The following is an 18470-nucleotide window of genomic DNA, read 5'->3' as shown; positions in this document are numbered from 1 at the left end:
GCCGATTCTGTGCCGGAAAGCCAGGGGTCGCCCGATATGCGCCCTCTCGGGTGCGGACCTAACGTGGCTCGCATGGGTGGCGCAGCCGTGGAGCTCGAGGCCGGGGGCCGTACCGTCCGGCTGTCGAGCCCGGACAAGGTCTTCTTCCCGGAGCGCGGGTTCACCAAGCTGGACCTGGCGCAGTACTACCTGGCCGTCGGCGACGGCATCCTGCGCGCCCTGCGCGACCGTCCCACCACCCTGGAGCGCTACCCGGACGGCGTCGCGGGCGAGTCCTTCTACCAGAAACGCGCCCCCAAGAACCTCCCCGACTGGATCCCCACCGGCACGATCTCCTTCCCCAGCGGCCGCACCGCCGACGAGATCTGCCCCACCGAGGTCGCCGCCGTCGTCTGGGCCGCGCAGTTCGGCACGCTGACCTTCCACCCCTGGCCGGTACGGCGCACCGCCCCCGACCACCCCGACGAGCTCCGGATCGACCTGGACCCGCAGCCCGGCACCGACTTCGCCGACGCCGTCCGCGCCGCCCGCGAACTCCGCGCGGTCCTCGACGAGTTCGGCGGTCTGCGGGGCTGGCCCAAGACCTCCGGCGGCCGCGGCCTGCACGTCTTCGTGCCGATCGAGCCGCGCTGGACCTTCGTCGCGGTGCGCCGGGCCGCGATCGCCTGCGGCCGTGAACTGGAGCGCCGGATGCCGGACGCGGTGACCACCGCCTGGTGGAAGGAGGAGCGCGGCGCGCGCATCCTGGTCGACTACAACCAGACCGCGCGCGACCGCACCATGGCCTCCGCCTACTCCGTGCGCGCACACCCCCGCGCCCCGGTCTCCGCGCCGCTGCGCTGGGACGAGATCGACTCCGTCGAGCCCGAGGACTTCGACCTGGCGACCATGCCCGCCCGGTACGCCGCGCTCGGCGACGTACACGCCGACCTGGACCGGCACGCGTACGGACTTCAGGCGCTGCTCGAACTGTCCGAGCGGGACGAGCGCGACCGCGGGCTCGGCGATCTGCCGTACCCGCCCGAGTACCCGAAGATGCCGGGCGAGCCCAAGCGCGTCCAGCCGAGCCGCGCGAAGCACGAGACATGACGACCGCGACGGGATCCCACGAAGGAGCGACCATGCTCACCACCCGTTTTGTCACCGGCTCCGTCAACTGGATCGATGTCGGGACCCCCGACATCGAGGGAGCGAACACCTTCTACGGCGAACTCTTCGGCTGGCGCTTCCAACCGGGCAGCCCCGAATTCGGCGGCTACGGCACCTACGCCCTGGACGGCCAGGCGGCCGCCGGCGGCATGCCGCTGACCGGCGACATGGGGGCGCCCGGCTGGGGCGTGTACTTCCAGAGCCCGGACGCCGACGCCACGGCCGAGGCCGTGCGGCAGGCGGGCGGCACGGTCATCGCCCCGCCGATGGACGTCGCCGACCTCGGACGGATGACGGTCTGCGCGGACCCCGCGGGCGCGGGCTTCGGGATCTGGCAGCCCGGCACTGTGAAGGGCCTGGACGCGGTGAACGTGCCCGGCGCCCTGCACTGGGTCGAGCTGTACACCGCGGACGTCGCCGCGGCCACCGCCTTCTACGGCGCCGTACTGGGCCTGCGGACCTTCGAGGTCACCTTCCCCGGCGGCTCCTACACCACGCTGCACCCAGCGGAGACCACCGAGGACGACATGTTCGGCGGGGTGCTCGCCAAAGATTCCGACCCGGTCGAAGCGGCGGGTGACTCCTACTGGCTGCCCTACTTCGCCGTGGCGGACTGCGACGCGACCGTCGCCACGGCCGAGCGGCTCGGCGGCACGGTACGGATGCCGCCGACGGACTACCCGGACGTGGGCCGCGTCGCCAAGCTGGCCGACCCGCAGGGCCTGCGGGTCGCGGTGCTCAAGCCCGTGGCACAGGACGCCTGAGCCCCTGTACGCCGCTCGCCCCCGGTGCGCCGGCAGAGGCCCTGCCCCGGCGCGCCGCGCCGGGGGCGAGGTGGGCGTTCAGCGTTCGTTGATCGCTTGTTTCGCGCCGGTCGGCAGCATGACCGGCATGATCAGCGATACTGACGTCGTCCGTGTCCCGGCCTGGCAGGCGGAGGCGCTCTGCGCCCAGACCGGGCCCGAGTTCTTCTTCCCCGAGCCCGGCGGCTCGGTCAGCGAGGCCAAGCGCCTCTGCATGGCCTGCGAAGGGCGCGCCGCCTGTCTGGAGTACGCCCTCGTCCACGACGAGCGCTTCGGCGTCTGGGGCGGCCTCTCGGAGAAGGAACGCCAGCGGCTGCGCCGCGACCGGCACCGGGACTGAGACTGAGCCGCCCGGTGCCCGGTCGCGGGCAGGTCAGCGCGCGGCGGCGCGGGCCGCGAGGCGGGCCTTGCGGGCCGCGAGCTTCTCGTCGAACTTCGCCGCCTCCGCGTCCAGACCGCCCATGTACAGGCCGAGCTCCTCCTGCGCCTGGAGGCCCTCAGGGCCGAGCCCGGTGATCTCCAGGACCTTCAGGAAGCGCAGCACCGGCTGCAGCACGTCGTCGTGGTGGATGCGCAGGTTGTAGATCTCGCCGATCGCCATCTGCGCGGCGGCCCGCTCGAATCCGGGCATGCCGTGCCCCGGCATCCGGAACTCGACCACGACGTCCCGCACCGCCCGCATGGTCAGGTCGGGGGCGATCTCGAAGGCCGCGCGGAGCAGGTTGCGGTAGAAGACCATATGCAGGTTCTCGTCAGTGGCTATACGCGCCAGCATCCGGTCGCAGACCGGGTCGCCCGACTGGTGTCCCGTGTTCCGGTGCGAGATCCGGGTCGCCAGCTCCTGGAAGGCGACATACGCCACCGAGTGCAGCATCGAGTGCCGGTTGTCGGACTCGAAGCCCTCGCTCATGTGCGCCATCCGGAACCGCTCCAGCTGGTCCGGGTCGACCGCGCGCGAGGCGAGCAGATAGTCCCGCATCACGATGCCGTGCCGCCCCTCCTCGGCCGTCCAGCGGTGCACCCAGGTGCCCCAGGCGCCGTCGCGGCCGAACAGCGTGGCGATCTCGTGGTGGTAGCTGGGGAGGTTGTCCTCGGTCAGCAGATTGACCACCAGGGCCGTCTTGCCGATGTCGGTGACCTTGGACTGCTCCGGGGCCCAGGCCTCGCCGTCCTCGAAGAAGCCCGGAAAGTTCCGGGCGTCCGACCACGGCACGTACTCGTGCGGCATCCAGTCCTTGGCCACCTTGAGGTGGCGGTTGAGCTCCTGCTCCACCACCTCCTCCAGCGCGTACAGCAGCCGGGCGTCGGTCCAGGTGTCCGGGCTGCCGAGGTGGGGGGAGGCGATCGTCACGAGTGCTCCTGCGGGGACGGGAGAGTGCTACCTACGGATTCGTAGGTTACGAAACCGTAGGTTAAGCGCCCTGTAAAGGAGATCCCCCGCGAGGGGGGCCGGAAGACCGTTTCCTCCCGCTTTGCCCCGCCTCTTGGTAGCGCTACGTGTGCAGATCGCGCGGCCGGGCCGAGAGGCAGGTCACACCGCAGCCCTGCCCCCCCCCGCACCCGCCGCTCTCCTCGGAGTCAGCCGGTCGTCAGCGCCTCGCGCACCCCCTCCGCCGTGGTGTCCCGGAGTTCACCGTCGAGCAGCAGCCAGCGGGTGACGCCGATCGACTCCAGGAACGGCAGGTCGTGGCTGGCCACGATCAGCGCCCCCTCGTACGACTCCAGGGCCGAGGTCAGCTGCTTGACGCTGGCCATGTCCAGGTTGTTGGTCGGCTCGTCCAGCATCAGCAGCTGCGGCGCGGGCTCCGCGAGCAGCAGCGCCGCCAGCGCGGCCCGGAACCGCTCGCCGCCCGACAGGGTCGCGGCGGGCTGGTCGGCCCGTGCCCCCTTGAACAGGAAGCGGGCCAGCCGCGCCCGGACGCGGTTGTTCGTGGCGTCGGGCGCGTGCCGCGCCACGTTCTCGGCGACGGTCAGCTCCCCGTCCAGGACGTCGAGCCGTTGAGGCAGAAAGCGCAGCGGCACATGCGTCTGAGCCTCTCCTTCCTCCGGCCGGAGTTCCCCGGCGATCGTGCGCAGCAGCGTGGTCTTGCCCGCGCCGTTGCGGCCTACCAGCGCGATCCGCTCCGGGCCGCGCAGCTCGACGTCCCGCCACACCCGGTCCCCGTGGGCGGGGCGCAGGCCGTGCAGGGTGAGCACGGAGCGGCCCGGCGGCACCGCCGTGTACGGCAGGTCGACGCGGATCTCGTCGTCGTCCCGCACGGCGTCGACCGCGTCGTCGAGCCGCTCCCTGGCCTCGGTGAGCTTCTCCTCGTGCAGGATGCGGTGCTTGCCCGCCGACACCTGGGCGGTGCGCCCCCGCATCCTCATCACCGCGCGCGGCTCGCGCTTGGTGTCGTACATCTTCTGCGCGTAGCGCGCCCGCCGGGCCAACTTCACGTGTGCGTCCGTCAGTTCGCGCTTCTGGCGTTTGAGATCGGCCTCGGCGACCCGGACCATGCGCTCCGCGGCCTCCTGCTCGACGGCCAGCGCCTCCTCGTACGCGGAGAAGTTGCCCCCGTACCAGGTGATGCCGCCCTCGCGCAGATCGGCGATCTGGTCGACCAGGTCCAGGAGTTCCCGGTCATGGCTGATCACGACCAGCACGCCGGACCAGGCGTCGACCGCGCGGTACAGCCGCTGCCTGGCGTGCAGGTCCAGGTTGTTGGTCGGCTCGTCGAGCAGCAGGACGTCGGGGCGGCGCAGCAGCAGCGCGGCCAGCCTGAGCAGCACGGACTCGCCGCCCGACACCTCGCCGACGGTGCGGTCGAGTCCGATGTGGCCGAGCCCCAGCTGGTCGAGGGCGGCCAGGGCGCGTTCCTCGACATCCCAGTCGTCGCCGACGGCGCTGAAGTTCTCCTCGCTGGCGTCGCCCGCCTCGATGGCGTGCAGCGCGGCCCGGCTCGCGGCGATGCCGAGCGCCTCGTCGACCCGCAGCTCCGTGTCGAGCGTGACGTTCTGCGGCAGATAGCCGACCTCGCCCGCGAGGCGCACCTTCCCGTCGGACGGGTCCAGTTCACCGGCGATCAGCTTCAACAGGGTGGACTTCCCTGAGCCGTTGACGCCGATCAGCCCGGTTCTGCCCGGCCCGAAGGCGACTTGCAGGCCGTCGAAGACCTCGGTGCCGTCCGGCCAGGAGAAGTCGAGCGAGGTGCAGGTGATGAAAGGGGAGTGGGTAGACATAAGGGCCTCCGGCGCGCACTGGTGATGATCAGGGGGCAACGCGGTGCGAGACACCGTGGCGCGGCGCGGGACGGCAGCGGCGAGAGTAAAGGAGGAGCGATACGGAAACAGAAAAAGGCCCGTTCCGCCTCGGACGGCTCGACAGCTGAGGTCACACACGACGCGCAAGGAACGCAGGTTCGACGCAGGGTCACTTCACTGCGATGCGCGGTGTCTCAAGACCTCAGACGAGCAACGTCCTACTCCTATCGGCGGCAACAGGTACTCCGTCACCTTAAGGCGACGGCCTTCACCAGGGCAACGGCTTTTTCCGGCCAGACGGCGGAAGAACTCAGCGGGCCTCAGCGGGCTCCAGCGGTTCTCAGCAGGCGTCGCGCATGAGTTCCGCGAGGTCCGCGTCCAGGTCCAGGAGGAGGTGCTCGTGCCCCAGCGGCACCAGCACCTCGGTGCTGTCCAGGAAGCAGCGCAGATCCGCCGTGAGCACATGGACCACGGCGGTGCCCTCGGGTGCGTGGAACTCCAGCACCGTCCGGTCGAAGCCGTACGGCCGCACCCGGACGTCACCGCGGCCCGCGGGATCCTCCATGCCGAGGGCGAGCAGCTCGCGGCCGAACACCCAGGACACCTCGACCCCCTCCAGGGTCGCCGGGGCGGGGAACGTCATCCGCACGGCGAACGCGTCACGGGAGTCGTAGCGCAGGGTCGCGGGAATGGTCGGCATCCTCGGTGCGGCGGCGACAAGGCGGGCCTCGACGGCTTGCTCGATGACGGTGGTCACGCCTGCTCCCTTACGACAGCTGGTTCGTACGGCTATCTGGTTAGACGGCGGAAGGAGGCATTCCGTGCACGCCGGAAGAGGTGACCTGTGTCACCAGAGCGGATCCAGGCACCCTGGACGCCGCCGGACCCGTCGGCTAGCTTCGCCGCCCATGAGGGGACTGGGAAACACGAGACGTACGCGACGCAGGACGGCCGCCGGGGCGTGCGGGGCGGCACTCGCGGCCACACTGACCGCCTCGGCGCTGACCGCGCCCGCGCGGGCGGCGTCCGCGCCGACCACGGCCGCCCAGGCCGTACGGGTGGAGTCCGGCGCCGCGCAGGCCGCCGAGGCGCGCGCCGGATGGCGCGGCTGGGAGCTCACCCGCACCGGCACCGACGCCCGGTTCCGCGGCCTCGCCGCCGTCAGCCGCCGCACCGCCTGGGCGGCGGGCTCGGGCGGCACCGTGCTGCGCACCACCGACGGCGGCCGCCACTGGCGGGACGTATCGCCCGCGGGCGCCGCGGACGAGGCGCTCGCGTTCCGCGACGTCGAGGCCTTCGACCGCCGTCGCGCCGTGGTGCTGGCGATCGGTCCGGGCGAGGCGTCCCGGATCCTGCGCACCGAAGACGGCGGCGCGACCTGGACCGAGACCTTCCGCAACACCGAGCCGCGGGCGTTCTGCAACTGCGTCACCTTCTTCGACCGCCGCCACGGGCTGGCCGCGAGCGACCCGGTGGACGGCAGGTTCCGCATTCTGTCCACATCCGACGGCGGCCGCTCCTGGTCGGTGCTGCCCGACGACGGCATGCCCCCGGCCCTGGCGGGCGAGGCAGGGTTCGCGGCGAGCGGCCAGTGCCTGGTCAGCTCGGGCCCCAAGGACGTCTGGCTGACCACCGGCGGCGGCTCACACGCGCGCGTGCTGCACTCCGCCGACCGCGGCCGGACCTGGACGGCGACGGACACCCCGATCCCAGCCGGGGAACCCGCGCGCGGTGTGTTCGCGGTGGCCTTCCAGGGCCGCCAGCGCGGCATCGCGGTCGGCGGCGACTACCGCACCGGCCAGGCGTCCCCCCGGGCCGCGGCCCGCAGCGCCGACGGCGGCCGCACCTGGCGGCCGTCCTCCGCGCCGCCGCCCGCCTACCGCTCGGGCGTCACCTGGCTGCCGCACAGCAGGACGGCCGCGCTGGCCGTCGGACCCACCGGCACCGACCTGACCACCGACGGCGGCCGCACCTGGCGGACGGTCGACACCGGCTCGTACGACACCGTCGACTGCACCCGCGACCGGACCTGCTGGGCGGCGGGCGAGCAGGGCCGCATCGCCCGCCTGGGGAGCTGACCGCCGTGCGGGTGCGCGGAGTTCACCCGCCGCGCACTCCCGGACACGCCGCCGCGTTGGCATAATCGCCCGCGCACGCCGCACGGGTCACGGCAGCGACGAGTGACGAGTCAGGAAGCAGGGGGCCAGGGGAAGATGGCGGCGACAGGATTCTCGATCGAGCTGGACGGCAGCGGCGGAGCGCACGCCGGACGCTGGCCCGACGGCAGCCGCCTGATGGTGCTGCCCGACGGCGAGCACCGCGCGGAGCGGGCGGCGGCGCACATCGAACTGGTGGAGCCGGGCAATGTGGTGGCCCCCGCCGCGCCGCCCGCCCGCGCCGAGCGCCCCGGCACGGGAGCCGCCGCCACCCGCCCGGCCGCCCCGTCGGCGTCGGTGACGGTGGCGGAGGTGGAGGCCCGGATGCGGACCGTCGCCCGTACCGGCGAGATGCACCCGCTGTTCGTGCTGCGCGACCCCGACCAGCGGACCCTCTGCTCGGTGCGGCCCGAGCCGCTCCCCAAGGGCGAACCCGGCTGGTTCACCGTCCTGGACGAGGGCGGCGGGGAACTGGCCCGCATCCACCGAGGCCGCCCGAGCCGGCTGCGGCGCTTCCGCTGGCGGATCGAGTTCGCCGACGGCCGGGCCCCGCTCGTCGGCTACAAGGGCGGCTGGGCGGACTGGCTCGGGTTCGCGCTGCTGCTGCCGCTGTGGGGCCTGTTCTTCGTGGTCTCGGTGCTGATCGCGCTGGTCACGCTCAGCGAGGGCGTCGGGCTCCAGGTGTGGAGCTGCCCCAAGCACATCGCCTGGCGCGCGCGTGACGGGCGGCCGTTCCCGCGGGCCGCCCTGGAGTTCCGGCATATGAGCGCGGGCTACCGCTGGCACGACGACCGGCTGGACCGCCGCATCGCCTACGCGCAGGCGGCGATCCACCAGTTCGCCCAGCTCAGGACCTGAACCCCAGGCCTGAGGCCAGGAGAGAGCCCAGGAGAGAGCCCAGGAGAGAGCTAGGGCCGAGGCCGCTGACGGTACGCGGTGAGCTCCGGCGCGGTCTTCGTCGCGATGAACTCCGTGATCCGGTACGCGCACACCCCGGCGACCGTGAACGGGTCCGCGGCGGCGATCTCCTCGATCCACGCGCGGTCCTCGCCCGCCGCGAGGATCACCCCGCCGTCCCGCGGGTCCTTACGGCCCGAAGCGAGGAACACTCCCGCCGTGTACTGCTCGTCGAGCCAGGCGATGTGCGCCTCCATGTGCTTCTCGACGTCGGCCAGCTCGGCGGTGTAGGTCAGCTCAAGTACGAACATGGAGGTGAGGCTACCGTTCCTGCGTGAGTCGGCCGGTGTTGGCCGAGTCGCATAAATCCGGACGGGTGGTCCGGTGACCTCGCGAACGGTCTTCGAGGTCGGGGAACAGCGTGAGCTGGTCACCTCGGCTCCAGCAGGTCTTGCCGCCTCCGTTTGGCGTGCCTGTGGTCCTGGGCGGGCTCACGGTCCCACGCGCCCTCGGGATGGACACGGTCTGGCCGGTAGCTCTCCGCTGCCCGATCCTCTGGGCGAGTGCGGTCACACCTGGCCGACGCCGAATCGTATGTCCGAGGGCGCGTCGTCCGATCGCCACTATCGTCTCGCGGCCGGTTGCGAGGGCGTCGTCGAAGCCCAGGTTCTCCACCGCGATCCCCGCACAGTGGTGCTCTTTCGCGATGTGGATCAGGTCGGTGACGGCCTGGCGCAACCGGCCGTCTCGGGTGGCGGCCGGTCCGTGAGGTCGATGCCGAGCAGGCGCTCACCGAGCGCCTGAATCTCCTGTGGGCCTGGGAGGACAGCGGTCTCGGACGCCCAGGAGGCGTCCAGGTACCAGCGGCCCCGGTCCGGATCGAAGGTGATGTCGTAGCGCACGGCCCGGTTGGCGCTGGCGCGGTCCAGCCACGCCTCCCGGCGGTGGTGGAACTGCACGGTGCAGGCGAGCGTGTACCGGCCGCGTGGGGCGTTGGCCAGGTGCCGCAGCGGTTCGGGCAGCACGATCGACACCGCGCCGCTGTCCGGGTCGACGGTGATGGTGTAGTTGCCGTACGGGGCTCCGGACTCTCCGTCGGCGGTCAGGAACAGCCGCCTGGCGTCCCACCGCCGACGCCACTGCTCCTCGGTGAACGGCGCTGCTTCTGGAAGCGTTCGTCCTGGTCGGCGTAGCCGCGTACCCTTCCCTGACGCCCCCGGCACGGGGCGGCCAGACGGCGCTTGATGGTGCGGATGGCCCGGCGCAGACTGGCGCGCTCGTCGTAGAGGCAGCGCACAGAGAGCTGGTACTGGTCCTCGCTCGCTCTGGTCAGGGCCCCGGCCCAGCGGGACGAGGACACAGCGGCGAGCGTCTTCTTCCGCTCAGCCCGCCGGTTCTCCTTGACCTTGACCTTTCCGATACGGACGCGGCAGTGACGCGCAACCGGTCACGGATACGCGCCCCTTTCGGGGCGGCCACGGTGAACGGAGCAGCCAGCAACCGCAGTTCCCGCTTCTCCTTACGCTTACGCGCCACAGACCAGCCCCCTCCCCAGTCACCGCGAACCCGGATGCCACCACCGATCATGCGTTCCCGACGCCCGCATGACCTCGGGAACCGTCCCCGTTCACCCATACGAGGGGCAGGGCGACCAGCCATGACCAACCGTCGCGACGCTGCGACGCAGGGGTCCGTCGCAAATCCGTTACATGCCGCTCCCAGGAATTTCTCATCCGTGTGCGGCACATTGGAGGCATGCCTTTCCTCGTTCCTGTATGCCCCAACTGCGGTCGGGTGCGCTGTATATGCCCCACCAGGACGGCCGTCACGGCCGTGGCGGCCACCCGGACCGGCTGTCCGGCACACTTATACGCCCCGACCGGCCAAGCACCCGCGCACCGTGTCCGGAAACCGGCGGCGAGCACGCCGTAGCCCTTGCAAGACCGCGGTCACCCGGCGGCCAGTGGGTCGCTGAGCGGTCGGCGGACTTCCCCGGCGGAGTGTTGTACGCGGACATGAGTCCGGGCGGCGACCTCGTCCCGAGCGACACGGTGAGCGTCCTGGAGACCTTCATCGGCCTGCCGGACGTCCCCCGTGACGAACTTGACCCGGACGTACCGGCGTTGGGCGGCCACGCGAAAGCACGCCCGAACCACGGGCCACGTACCCTCGACCCATCATGCCCCTCGCACACACGCCCGCCGAACCGCCCACGCCCGAACCGCCCGCCTCCGAAGCCGAGGCCCGAGCGATCCAGGACGCGCTGCGCGCCCGCGTCAGCCTGGACGAGCCGGGCCCGCCGCCGAGTACCGGACATGTCACCGGAGTCGACGTCGCCTACGACGACGAACGCGACCTGGTCGCCGCGGCCGCCGTCGTCCTGGACGCGGCGACCCTCGAGGTCGTCGAGGAGGCCACCGCCACCGGGCGGGTCGCCTTCCCGTACGTCCCCGGCCTGCTCGCCTTCCGGGAGATTCCCACGGTGCTGGACGCCCTCGCGTCCCTGGGGGCGGATCCGGGACTCGTCGTCTGCGACGGCTACGGCCGTGCGCACCCGCGCCGCTTCGGCCTGGCCGCGCACCTCGGCGTACTCACCGGACGGCCGACGATCGGCGTCGCGAAGAACCCGTTCACCTTCGGGTACGAGGAGCCGGACGCCCCGCGCGGCTCCACGTCCCCGCTGCTCGACGGCGTCGAGGAGGTGGGCCGCGCGGTGCGCACCCAGCACGGCGTGAAGCCGGTCTTCGTGTCGGTCGGCCACCGGGTGACCCTGGACCGGGCCGTGGCCCACACCCTCGGGCTCACGCCCCGCTACCGCCTTCCGGAGACCACCCGCCGCGCGGACGCCCTGTGCCGCCGCGCCCTGCGCGACGCGGCCGACGCTCTCAGCGCGCCGCCACCCGGAATCAGCGCGCCGCCGCCACCCGGAACGTGATCCCCGCCGCCCGCAGCCGTGCGATGAGCGCGTCGCCCATCGCCACCGCGGGGGTGACCTGGCCCGCCGTGTCGGGCAGGTCGTCGAAGGCCAGGCTGAGGGCCGACTCGGCGAGGATCTTCGCCGTCTCGCCGTAGCCGGGGTCACCGCCGCTGACCTCGGTGTACACCCGCCGCCCGCCGCCGTCCCCGACGAACCGCACCGAGAACCAGGACTTCGCCCGCCGACGCTCGTCGGGCCCGTCTCCCGGCTTGACCCGGTCGCCCAGCCACCGTCTGGCGGGCGGCAGTTGGGCCGCTGCGAACAGCGCGCCCACGGCCGCCGCGCCGCCCACGGCGACCGGCAGCGACTTGACCGCCGCGTACTCCCGGTAGCGGAAGTCGGGCCCGTACCGCTCCAGGGCGCGGGCCGAGCGCTGGACGACCTGCGCGTCGAGGGTCGGCAGCGGCAGCGCCCAGGCGTCGACCTCCTTCGCGTACCGCGGCGCGCCCACCGGGGCGTAGGCCTTGCGCCCCGCCGGGCGCGGCTCGTGCCGCCGTCGCTCCCGCCGCGCGGCCAGGGTCTCCCGGCCGCGCGAGAACGCGGTGAGCGCGGAGGCGAACGTTCCGCCCGAGAACGCCCCACGGGCCCGGACGAACCCGTCCACCCGCAGCGGCACCCCCTCGGGCAGCTGCCGCACGGTGAAGTACGCGCCCAGATCGTAGGGAACCGAGTCGAACCCGCACGCGTGCACCAGCCGGGCCCCGGTCTCCCGCGCACGCGTGTCGTGCCGCACGTACATCAGGTCGACGAACTCGGGCTCGCCGGTCAGGTCCAGGTAGTCCGTGCCGCTGGCGGCGCAGGCCGCGACCAGTTCCCGCCCGTAGGTGATGTACGGGCCGACCGTGGTGGCCAGCACCCGCGTCCGCCCGGCCAGCTCCCTCAGCGCGGCCGGGTCGTCGGCGTCCGCGCGCAGCACGGGAAGGTCCGCGCAGGCCTTGTCGATCCCGGCCAGCCGCTCCCGTACCCGCCGCAGCTTCCGCTCGCTCCGCCCGGCGATCGCCCAGCGCAGCCCGTCGGGCGCGTGCTCGGCGAGATACTCGGCGGTGAGCGCGCCGACGAACCCGGTGGCCCCGAAGAGCACGATGTCGTACGGGCGATCCTGACTGCTCATGACATCCCTCTGTCCTGTCTCAGTCCTGCCGTAGTCCTGCCGTGGTCACGGTAGGAACCCGAGACTAGCGAGTGATTTCCAAGCGCTTGCTCGCCAGGTCTTGTGCGGAGTGGAACGTGTTCTTAACATCGTCGCTGTTACATCAGTTGTGTCACAGCTCTGGGGGCTTGATGACAGGGACAGGAAGCGGGCCGGGCACAAGACCGGACACAGGGTCGGGAACAGGGTCGGGAACGGGCCCGCTGGCCGGAATCCGGGTGGTGGAACTGGCGGGCATCGGTCCCGGCCCGTTCGCCGCCATGCTGCTCGCGGATCTCGGCGCCGACGTCGTCCGCGTGGACCGGCCCGGCGGCCCCGGCCTCGCCATCGACCCGGCGTACGACGTCACCAACCGCAACAAGCGCTCGGTGCTGGTCGACCTCAAGTCGGAGCACGGCCCCGCCCGCGTCCTCGACCTGGTCGAACGCGCCGACATCCTGATCGAGGGCTTCCGCCCCGGCGTCGCCGAGCGCCTCGGCGTGGGCCCCGAGCCGTGCCACGCCCGCAACCCGAGGCTGGTCTACGGGCGGATGACCGGCTGGGGCCAGGAAGGGCCGCTCGCCCAGCGGGCCGGGCACGACATCGGGTACATCGCGATCACCGGCGCCCTCGGCATGATCGGCAAACCGGACGAGCCCCCGGCCGTGCCCGCCAACCTCGTCGGCGACTACGCGGGCGGCTCGCTCTACCTCGTCGTCGGCGTGCTGGCCGCGCTCCAGCACGCCCGTACGGCGGGCGAGGGGCAGGTCGTGGACGCCGCGATCGTCGACGGCACGGCCCACCTGACGGCGATGATCCACGGCATGCTGGCGGCCGGTGGCTGGCAGGACCGGCGCGGCGCCAACCTGCTGGACGGCGGCTGCCCCTTCTACGGCAGCTATGAGACGTCCGACGGCGGCTGTATGGCCGTCGGCGCGCTGGAGCCGCGGTTCTACGACGCGTTCACCGCCATCCTGGGCATCGGGGACGTGGCGTCCGCCCGCCACGACGTCGCCCGCTGGGACGAACTGCGCGCGGCCGTCGCCGAGCGCTTCAAGACGAAGACCCGCGCCGAGTGGACCGCCCTCTTCGAGGGCTCGGACGCCTGTGTGGCGCCCGTGCTGTCCCTGGGCGAGGCCCCCGCCCACCCGCACCTGGCCGCCCGCGCCACCTTCACCGACCACGGCGGGATCACCCAGCCCGCCCCGGCCCCGCGCTTCTCGGCCACCCCCACCGCCGTCCGCACCCCTCCCGCGCGGCCCGGCGCCGACACCGAAGCGGTGGCCCGCGACTGGGACGTACCGCACCTCACGAAGGACACGAAGGACGCCCCATGACGTCACAGACCCCCAAGACCCCCTCGGGCATGCGGCGCGAGCTCTACACCGCCGACCACGAGGCGTTCCGCGAGACCGTGCGCACCTTCCTCGCCAAGGAGGTGCTGCCGCACTACGAGCAGTGGGAGAAGGACGGCGTCGTCTCCCGCGAGGCCTGGCGCGCGGCCGGACGCCAGGGCCTGCTCGGACTCGCCGTGCCCGAGGAGTACGGCGGCGGCGGGATGGACGACTTCCGCTACAGCGCGGTCCTGGCCGAGGAGTTCACCCGCGCGGGCGCGCCCGGACTCGCCGTCGGCCTGCACAACGACATCATCGGCCCGTACCTCACCACTCTCGGCACCGACGAGCAGAAGCGCCGCTGGCTGCCCGGCTTCTGCTCCGGCGAGACCATCACCGCCATCGCCATGACCGAGCCCGGCGCGGGCTCCGACCTCCAGGGCATCCGCACCACCGCCGACGACCGGGGCGACCACTGGCTGCTGAACGGCTCCAAGACCTTCATCTCCAACGGCATACTCGCCGACCTGGTGATCGTCGTCGCCAAGACCACCCCGGACGGCGGCGCCAAGGGCCTGTCGCTGCTCGTCGTCGAGCGCGGCATGGCGGGCTTCGAGCGCGGCCGCAACCTCGACAAGATCGGCCAGAAGGCCCAGGACACCGCCGAGCTGTTCTTCACCGACGTACGCGTCCCCAAGGAGAATCTGCTCGGCGAGCTGGACGGCGCCTTCATCCACCTCATGACCCACCTCGCCCAGGAGCGGATGGGCATCGCGGTCGCCGGGATCGCCGCCGCCGAACACCTCCTGGAGATCACCATGCGGTACGTCCAGGAGCGCGAGGCGTTCGGACGGCCGCTGGCCAAGCTCCAGCACATCCGGTTCGAGATCGCCGAGATGGCCACCGAGTGCGCCGTCACCCGCGCCTTCCTGGACCGCTGCATCGCCGACCACGCGCGGGGCGGACTCGACGCCGTGCACGCGTCGATGGCCAAGTGGTGGGCCACCGAACTGCAGAAGCGCGTCGCCGACCGCTGTCTGCAACTGCACGGCGGCTACGGCTATATGGCCGAGTACCCCGTCGCCAAGGCCTTCACCGACGGCCGGATCCAGACCATCTACGGCGGCACCACCGAGATCATGAAAGAGATCATCGGCCGCTCCCTGCTGCCGTGACCTCCGCCCGCCCCACACGCCTCCCGCATCCTCATCCCGCACCCTGAAAGGCTGCCGACCTTGAGCACCGAAGCGTATGTGTACGACGCGATCCGCACCCCGCGCGGCCGCGGCAAGGCCAACGGATCCCTGCACGGAACCAAGCCGATCGACCTGGTCGTCGGCCTGATCCAGGAGATCCGGGACCGCTTCCCCGACCTGGACCCGGCCGCCGTCGACGACATCGTGCTCGGCGTCGTCGGCCCGGTCGGCGACCAGGGCTCCGACATCGCGCGGATCGCCGCGATCGCCGCCGGACTGCCCGACACCGTCGCGGGCGTACAGGAGAACCGCTTCTGCGCCTCGGGCCTGGAAGCGGTCAACCTGGCCGCGATGAAGGTCCGTTCCGGCTGGGAGGACCTGGTGCTCGCGGGCGGCGTCGAGTCGATGTCGCGCGTCCCGATGGCCTCCGACGGCGGTGCCTGGTTCGCCGACCCGATGACCAACTACGAGACCGGCTTCGTGCCCCAGGGCATCGGCGCCGACCTGATCGCCACCATCGAGGGCTTCTCCCGCCGTGACGTCGACGAGTACGCGGCCCTGTCCCAGGAGCGCGCCGCGACGGCCTGGAAGGAAGGCCGCTTCGCCAAGTCCGTCGTCCCGGTCAAGGACCGCAGCGGCCTGGTCGTCCTCGACCACGACGAGCACATGCGCCCCGGCACCACCGCCGACTCGCTGGCCAAGCTGAAGCCGTCGTTCGCCGACATCGGCGAACTGGGCGGCTTCGACGCGGTCGCGCTGCAGAAATACCACTGGGTGGAGAAGATCGACCACGTCCACCACGCGGGCAACTCCTCCGGCATCGTGGACGGCGCGTCCCTGGTCGCCATCGGCACCAAGGCCGTCGGCGAGCGGTACGGCCTCACGCCGCGCGCCCGGATCGTGTCCGCCGCCGTCTCCGGCTCCGAGCCCACCATCATGCTCACCGGCCCCGCCCCCGCGACCCGCAAGGCACTCGCCAAGGCCGGGCTGACCATCGACGACATCGACCTGGTCGAGATCAACGAGGCGTTCGCGGGCGTCGTGCTGCGCTTCGCCAAGGACATGGGCCTGTCCCTGGACAAGGTCAACGTCAACGGCGGCGCCATCGCGCTCGGCCACCCGCTGGGCGCGACCGGCGCGATGATCCTCGGCGCCCTGGTCGACGAGCTGGAGCGGCAGGACAAGCGCTACGGCCTGGCCACGCTCTGCGTCGGCGGCGGCATGGGCATCGCCACCGTCGTCGAGCGGCTCTGACCTTCCTCGTCCCCACCCCTCACGGATTTCACGGAGAACCCAAGCATGAGCGAGTCCACCACCATCCGCTGGGAACAGGACGAGACCGGCGTCGTCACTCTCGTCCTGGACGACCCGAACCAGTCCGCGAACACCATGAACCAGGCCTTCAAGGACTCCATCGCGGCCATCGCCGACCGCGCCGAGGCCGAGAAGGACTCCATCCGCGGCATCGTCTACACCTCCGCCAAGAAGACCTTCTTCGCGGGCGGCGACCTCAAGGAAATGATCCAGGTCGGCCCGGAGCACGCCCAGCAGGCCTTCGAGGCCGGAACCGGCATCAAGAACTCCCTGCGCCGCATCGAGACCCTCGGCAAGCCGGTCGTCGCCGCCATCAACGGCGCGGCGCTCGGCGGCGGTTACGAGATCGCCCTGGCCAGCCACCACCGCGTCGCCCTCGACGCGCCCGGCTCCAAGATCGGCCTGCCCGAGGTCACCCTCGGCCTGCTCCCCGCGGGCGGCGGCGTCACCCGTACCGTGCGGCTGATGGGCATCACCGACGCGCTGCTCAAGGTGCTGCTCCAGGGCACCCAGTACAACCCGAAGCGCGCGCTGGAGAACGGCCTGGTCCACGAAGTGGCCGCCACCGAGGAGGAGATGCTCGCCAAGGCGCGCGCCTTCATCGACGCCCACCCCGAGTCCCAGCAGCCCTGGGACGTCCCCGGCTACAAGATCCCCGGCGGCACCCCGGCGCACCCCAAGTTCGCCGCGAACCTCCCGGCCTTCCCCGCCAACCTCAAGAAGCAGACCGCGGGCGCCCCCTACCCCGCCCCGCGCAACATCCTCGCCGCGGCCGTCGAGGGCTCCCAGGTCGACTTCGAGACGGCGCTGACCATCGAGGCCCGGTACTTCACCGAGCTGGTCACCGGCCAGACCGCCAAGAACATGATCCAGGCCTTCTTCTTCGACCTCCAGGCCGTGAACTCCGGCGCCAACCGCCCCAAGGGCATCGAGCCCCGGACGGTCCGGAAGGTCGCCGTGCTCGGCGCCGGGATGATGGGCGCGGGCATCGCCTACGCCTGCGCCCGCGGCGGCATGGAGGTCGTCCTCAAGGACGTGTCGGCCGGGGCCGCCGCCAAGGGCAAGGGCTACTCGGAGCAGCTCTGCGCCAAGGCCGTGTCCCGCGGCCGTACCACCCAGGCCAAGGCGGACGCGCTGCTCGCCCTGATCACCCCCACCGCCGACCCGCAGGACCTCGCGGGCTGTGACGCGGTGATCGAGGCGGTCTTCGAGGACCCGGCGCTCAAGCACAAGGTGTTCCAGGAGATCCAGGACGTCGTCGAGCCCGACGCGCTGCTCTGCTCCAACACCTCCACGCTGCCCATCACCCAGCTCGCCGAGGGCGTATCCCGGCCGGTGGACTTCATCGGCCTGCACTTCTTCTCGCCGGTCGACAAGATGCCGCTGGTAGAGATCATCAAGGGCGAGCGGACCGGCGACGAGGCGCTGGCCCGCGCCTTCGACCTGGTCCGCCAGATCAACAAGACCCCGATCGTCGTCAACGACTCGCGCGGCTTCTTCACCTCGCGCGTCATCGGCCACTTCATCAACGAGGGCGTCTCCATGGTCGGCGAGGGCATCGAGCCCGCGTCGGTCGAGCAGGCCGCGGCCCAGGCCGGATACCCGGCCAAGGTGCTGTCCCTGATGGACGAGCTCACCCTCACCCTCCCGCGCAAGATCCGCGACGAGACGCGGCGCGCCGTCGAGGCGCAGGGCGGCAGCTTCCCGGCGCACCCGGCCGACGGCGTCATCGACCGCATGGTCGACGAGTTCGGCCGCACCGGCCGCAGCGGCGGCGCGGGATTCTACGACTACGAAGAGGGGGGCGCCGGCAAGCGCGGGGCCCTCTGGCCGGGGCTGCGCGAGCACTTCACCCGCGAGGGCGCCGAGATCCCGTTCAAGGACATGCAGGAGCGCATGCTCTTCGCGGAGGCGCTGGACACCGTACGGCTCCTGGAGGAGGGCGTGCTGACCTCGGTCGCCGACGCCAACATCGGCTCCATCCTCGGCATCGGCTTCCCCGGCTGGACGGGCGGCGTCCTGCAGTACATCAACGGGTACGAGGGCGGCCTGCCCGGCTTCACCGCCCGCGCCCGCGAGCTGGCCGACCGGTACGGGGAGCGCTTCACGCCGCCCGCGCTGCTGGTCGACAAGGCGGCGAAGGGCGAGACCTTCACGGACGCCTGACCCACGGTCCCGCACGGGCCGCGAGCGGTGGGGGGGGGGGGCCGCGCCCCCCGGGCCCCCCCCCGGGCGGGCCGCGGGGCGCCCCCCGGGGGGCGGCGCCCCCCCCCCC

16 protein-coding genes are annotated in these 18470 nt (G+C 72.2%); 10 read left to right on the top strand and 6 right to left on the bottom strand.

From position 1 onward, the window contains the following. Positions 1 to 72 precede the first annotated feature (72 nt). The 3 genes from ligD (at position 73) to ACX6XY_RS18335 (ending at position 2292) form a co-directional block, all read left to right on the top strand. Positions 73 to 1089, top strand: coding sequence for a non-homologous end-joining DNA ligase (gene ligD, locus ACX6XY_RS18345; RefSeq protein WP_460331837.1), 1017 nt, complete (start codon positions 73 to 75; stop codon positions 1087 to 1089). 32 nt (positions 1090 to 1121) lie between these two features. Then, positions 1122 to 1913, top strand: a complete 792-nt coding sequence (locus tag ACX6XY_RS18340) for a VOC family protein (RefSeq protein ID WP_460331835.1) — start codon at positions 1122 to 1124, stop codon at positions 1911 to 1913. Between the two features lie 127 nt (positions 1914 to 2040). After that, a complete protein-coding gene (locus ACX6XY_RS18335) occupies positions 2041 to 2292 on the top strand; it encodes a WhiB family transcriptional regulator (RefSeq protein WP_460331833.1) in 252 nt (83 codons plus the stop codon). A 33-nt stretch (positions 2293 to 2325) separates the two neighbouring features. Here the strand turns inward: ACX6XY_RS18335 and ACX6XY_RS18330 are convergent, their stop codons facing one another. The 3 genes from ACX6XY_RS18330 to ssgD all read right to left on the bottom strand — a co-directional run bounded on the left by ACX6XY_RS18330 (position 2326) and on the right by ssgD (position 5949). Next, on the bottom strand, positions 2326 to 3303 hold the full coding sequence (locus ACX6XY_RS18330) for an acyl-ACP desaturase (RefSeq protein WP_460331831.1): 978 nt from the start codon (positions 3301 to 3303) through the stop codon (positions 2326 to 2328). Positions 3304 to 3530: 227 nt separating this feature from the next. Beyond that, complete coding sequence (locus ACX6XY_RS18325) at positions 3531 to 5171, bottom strand: ABC-F family ATP-binding cassette domain-containing protein (RefSeq protein ID WP_460331830.1); 1641 nt, start codon at positions 5169 to 5171, stop codon at positions 3531 to 3533. Positions 5172 to 5532: 361 nt separating this feature from the next. Beyond that, positions 5533 to 5949, bottom strand: coding sequence for a spore wall synthesis regulator SsgD (gene ssgD / locus ACX6XY_RS18320; RefSeq protein ID WP_460331828.1), 417 nt, complete (start codon positions 5947 to 5949; stop codon positions 5533 to 5535). A 151-nt stretch (positions 5950 to 6100) separates the two neighbouring features. On the opposite strand from ssgD, the gene ACX6XY_RS18315 reads away from it, so the two are divergent. Both ACX6XY_RS18315 and ACX6XY_RS18310 read left to right on the top strand, forming a co-directional pair. Next, positions 6101 to 7270: a WD40/YVTN/BNR-like repeat-containing protein gene (locus tag ACX6XY_RS18315; RefSeq protein ID WP_460331826.1), complete on the top strand. Its 1170-nt coding sequence runs from the start codon at positions 6101 to 6103 to the stop codon at positions 7268 to 7270. Positions 7271 to 7405: 135 nt separating this feature from the next. Next, on the top strand, positions 7406 to 8206 hold the full coding sequence (locus ACX6XY_RS18310; protein WP_460331824.1) for a hypothetical protein: 801 nt from the start codon (positions 7406 to 7408) through the stop codon (positions 8204 to 8206). A gap of 50 nt (positions 8207 to 8256) precedes the next feature. On the opposite strand, the gene ACX6XY_RS18305 is transcribed toward ACX6XY_RS18310, so the two are convergent. Further along, positions 8257 to 8556 carry a YciI family protein gene (locus ACX6XY_RS18305; protein WP_460331822.1) on the bottom strand — a complete coding sequence of 100 codons (300 nt, stop codon included), beginning with the start codon at positions 8554 to 8556 and terminating at the stop codon, positions 8257 to 8259. Between the two features lie 402 nt (positions 8557 to 8958). Next, positions 8959 to 9468 (bottom strand): hypothetical protein, encoded by a 510-nt coding sequence (locus tag ACX6XY_RS18300; protein ID WP_460331820.1) that lies wholly within the window; start codon positions 9466 to 9468, stop codon positions 8959 to 8961. Between the two features lie 956 nt (positions 9469 to 10424). Between ACX6XY_RS18300 and ACX6XY_RS18295 the strand changes: the two genes are divergently transcribed. Then, positions 10425 to 11180, top strand: a complete 756-nt coding sequence (locus ACX6XY_RS18295; RefSeq protein WP_460331818.1) for an endonuclease V — start codon at positions 10425 to 10427, stop codon at positions 11178 to 11180. On the opposite strand, the gene ACX6XY_RS18290 is transcribed toward ACX6XY_RS18295, so the two are convergent. Further along, positions 11152 to 12333, bottom strand: a complete 1182-nt coding sequence (locus ACX6XY_RS18290; RefSeq protein ID WP_460331816.1) for a saccharopine dehydrogenase family protein — start codon at positions 12331 to 12333, stop codon at positions 11152 to 11154. The genes ACX6XY_RS18295 and ACX6XY_RS18290 overlap by 29 nt on opposite strands. A 170-nt stretch (positions 12334 to 12503) precedes the next feature. On the opposite strand from ACX6XY_RS18290, the gene ACX6XY_RS18285 reads away from it, so the two are divergent. Genes ACX6XY_RS18285 through ACX6XY_RS18270 form a run of 4 tightly spaced genes read left to right on the top strand, consistent with a single transcriptional unit; the run spans position 12504 to position 18361 of the window. Continuing rightward, a complete protein-coding gene (locus ACX6XY_RS18285) occupies positions 12504 to 13688 on the top strand; it encodes a CaiB/BaiF CoA transferase family protein (RefSeq protein WP_460331814.1) in 1185 nt (394 codons plus the stop codon). Between the two features lie 29 nt (positions 13689 to 13717). Beyond that, on the top strand, positions 13718 to 14860 hold the full coding sequence (locus ACX6XY_RS18280; RefSeq protein WP_460331922.1) for an acyl-CoA dehydrogenase family protein: 1143 nt from the start codon (positions 13718 to 13720) through the stop codon (positions 14858 to 14860). 60 nt (positions 14861 to 14920) lie between these two features. After that, positions 14921 to 16135: an acetyl-CoA C-acetyltransferase gene (locus ACX6XY_RS18275; RefSeq protein WP_460331812.1), complete on the top strand. Its 1215-nt coding sequence runs from the start codon at positions 14921 to 14923 to the stop codon at positions 16133 to 16135. A 45-nt stretch (positions 16136 to 16180) separates the two neighbouring features. Then, positions 16181 to 18361 carry a 3-hydroxyacyl-CoA dehydrogenase NAD-binding domain-containing protein gene (locus ACX6XY_RS18270; RefSeq protein ID WP_460331810.1) on the top strand — a complete coding sequence of 727 codons (2181 nt, stop codon included), beginning with the start codon at positions 16181 to 16183 and terminating at the stop codon, positions 18359 to 18361. The last annotated feature ends 109 nt before the right edge of the window (positions 18362 to 18470 follow it).

Source organism: Streptomyces sp. O3, assembly GCF_054788135.1.
Note: the sequence above shows the minus strand (reverse complement) of the source record. Positions and strands in the feature narration are given on the sequence as shown.

Bases quoted from the DNA above. Each gene is read 5' to 3' on its own strand.
- ligD (WP_460331837.1), top strand. From the start codon at position 73: ATGGGTGGCGCAGCCGTGGAGCTCGAGGCCGGGGGCCGTACCGTCCGG.
- ACX6XY_RS18340 (WP_460331835.1), top strand. From the start codon at position 1,122: ATGCTCACCACCCGTTTTGTCACCGGCTCCGTCAACTGGATCGATGTC.
- ACX6XY_RS18335 (WP_460331833.1), top strand. From the start codon at position 2,041: ATGATCAGCGATACTGACGTCGTCCGTGTCCCGGCCTGGCAGGCGGAG.
- ACX6XY_RS18325 (WP_460331830.1), bottom strand. From the start codon at position 5,171: ATGTCTACCCACTCCCCTTTCATCACCTGCACCTCGCTCGACTTCTCC.
- ACX6XY_RS18315 (WP_460331826.1), top strand. From the start codon at position 6,101: ATGAGGGGACTGGGAAACACGAGACGTACGCGACGCAGGACGGCCGCC.
- ACX6XY_RS18310 (WP_460331824.1), top strand. From the start codon at position 7,406: ATGGCGGCGACAGGATTCTCGATCGAGCTGGACGGCAGCGGCGGAGCG.
- ACX6XY_RS18305 (WP_460331822.1), bottom strand. From the start codon at position 8,556: ATGTTCGTACTTGAGCTGACCTACACCGCCGAGCTGGCCGACGTCGAG.
- ACX6XY_RS18295 (WP_460331818.1), top strand. From the start codon at position 10,425: ATGCCCCTCGCACACACGCCCGCCGAACCGCCCACGCCCGAACCGCCC.
- ACX6XY_RS18290 (WP_460331816.1), bottom strand. From the start codon at position 12,333: ATGAGCAGTCAGGATCGCCCGTACGACATCGTGCTCTTCGGGGCCACC.
- ACX6XY_RS18285 (WP_460331814.1), top strand. From the start codon at position 12,504: ATGACAGGGACAGGAAGCGGGCCGGGCACAAGACCGGACACAGGGTCG.
- ACX6XY_RS18280 (WP_460331922.1), top strand. From the start codon at position 13,718: ATGCGGCGCGAGCTCTACACCGCCGACCACGAGGCGTTCCGCGAGACC.
- ACX6XY_RS18270 (WP_460331810.1), top strand. From the start codon at position 16,181: ATGAGCGAGTCCACCACCATCCGCTGGGAACAGGACGAGACCGGCGTC.